This window comes from Micromonospora sp. NPDC007271 (genome assembly GCF_040634005.1).
Taxonomy (GTDB): Bacteria; Actinomycetota; Actinomycetes; order Mycobacteriales; family Micromonosporaceae; genus Micromonospora.
In genome coordinates, this window is the sequence record NZ_JBEYER010000217.1 from 1 (window position 1) to 1,675 (window position 1,675).

1 protein-coding gene is annotated in these 1,675 nt (G+C 69.7%); it reads left to right on the forward strand.

The genetic code is table 11. The annotated features are described in order from the left end of the window. The first annotated feature begins 131 nt into the window (after positions 1 to 131). Positions 132 to 1,514 (forward strand): IS1380 family transposase, encoded by a 1,383-nt coding sequence (locus ABZ570_RS33965; RefSeq protein ID WP_358072287.1) that lies wholly within the window; start codon positions 132 to 134, stop codon positions 1,512 to 1,514. The last annotated feature ends 161 nt before the right edge of the window (positions 1,515 to 1,675 follow it).

Here is a 1,675-nt window from a genome sequence, read left to right on the forward strand (position 1 = left end):
CCTCGGCCTTTCACGGCGATCGTGATCTTGGATGGGTGGTGAGTCGGTAGATATGGCGAAGTGCCTGCCACGTAAGGAAAACTGCCCGGTGTCGAGTCGTGCAGGTTCCCCGCGTGAGAGGCACTTCGTAGGTGCAGATTACCCAGTGGTCGAAGGGCTTGTCCGTCGAGGTCGGTGGCGGTGGCGTGGTGTCGCACGTGGGTGCGGCGCTGTTGCGGTTGCTGGCTGATCGCTGCGGGTTGACGCAGGCGTTGTCGGTGGCGGTGGCCCGGCGGGGGTTCGTCCCGGGGCGGGACCGGGGCAGGGTGCTGGTCGACCTGGCGGTGACGGTCGCTGACGGCGGTGAGGCGATCGCGGATATCGACATGTTGCGTCATCAGGGCGAGGTGTTCGGCCTGGTCGCGTCGCCGGCGACATGCTGGCGGGCCCTGGACGAGATCGGCGACGTGCAGGTGCGGCGCATCAGCCGGGCACGGGCGAAGGTCCGGGCTCGGGTGTGGGCGTTGTTCGGGCAGGTCCCGGCCGCGTGTGCCGCTGGCCGTAGCCTCGGAGACGGCCTCGTCGTGCTGGACGTGGACTCCACGATCGTCCTGGCCCACAGCGACAAGGACGGCGCCGCGGCCACCTACAAGCACACCTACGGGTTCCATCCGATCTTGGTGACCTGCGACAACACCGGTGAACTGCTCGCGATCCGGCTACGGCCCGGCAATGCCGGAGCGAACACCGCCGTCGATCACCTCACCGTGCTGGCCGAGGCTTTCGCGCAGGTCCCGGCCACCCACCGCAGGAACCTGTTGGTGCGTGGCGACTCTGCCGCCGCCACCCACGCCGTGCTGGACTGGCTGACAGCGCAAGGCCGCAAGCGTGGCCGGGTCGTGGAGTACTCCCTTGGCTGGTCGATCGGCGAGGCCGAACGCGCCGCCATCGCCGCGCTGCCGACAGCGGCCTGGTCACCGGCCCTGGCCGCCGACGGCGGCATCCGCGACGGTGCTCAGGTCACGGAGCTGACCGGCCTGCTCACCCTGGCCGGCTGGCCGCCCGGCATGCGGGTGATCGTGCGTCGGGAACGACCACACCCCGGTGCACAGTTGTCGCTGTTCGAGGAACGCGACGGCTGGCGCTACACCGCGTTCGTCACCAACACCGCTGTCGGCGCCTTGCAGTGGCTGGAAGCCCGCCACCGCGCCCACGCCCGCGTCGAAGACCGCATCCGCTGCGCCAAAGACACCGGACTGGGCCGGCTGCCCTCCCGCGAGTTCGCCATCAACGCCGCCTGGTGCCAGATCACCGCCGTCGCCACCGACCTGATCGCCTGGCTACAGATCATCGCCCTCGACGGCGAGCTGGCCAAAGCCGAACCGAAACGGCTGCGCTACCGCCTGCTGCACACCGCCGCCCGCCTGGTCCGAGGCCAACGCCGCCGCCGGCTGCGCATCCCATCAACCTGGCCCTGGGCCGAACAGATCACCGCCGCGTTCACCCGGATCGCGGCGATCCCCGCCCCCGGCTGACCAGCTCAGCCCTGACCCGACGACCGGAGGAACCAAGGAGACCACGCCCACCGCCGCGACAGACGGCCCACCACCATGCCCTCAACTCAAACGCATCGAACAACAGCGATCATGGGCGCGGGGCCACAACCGGCGACCTCAGCCGTGAATGATCGAGGCTA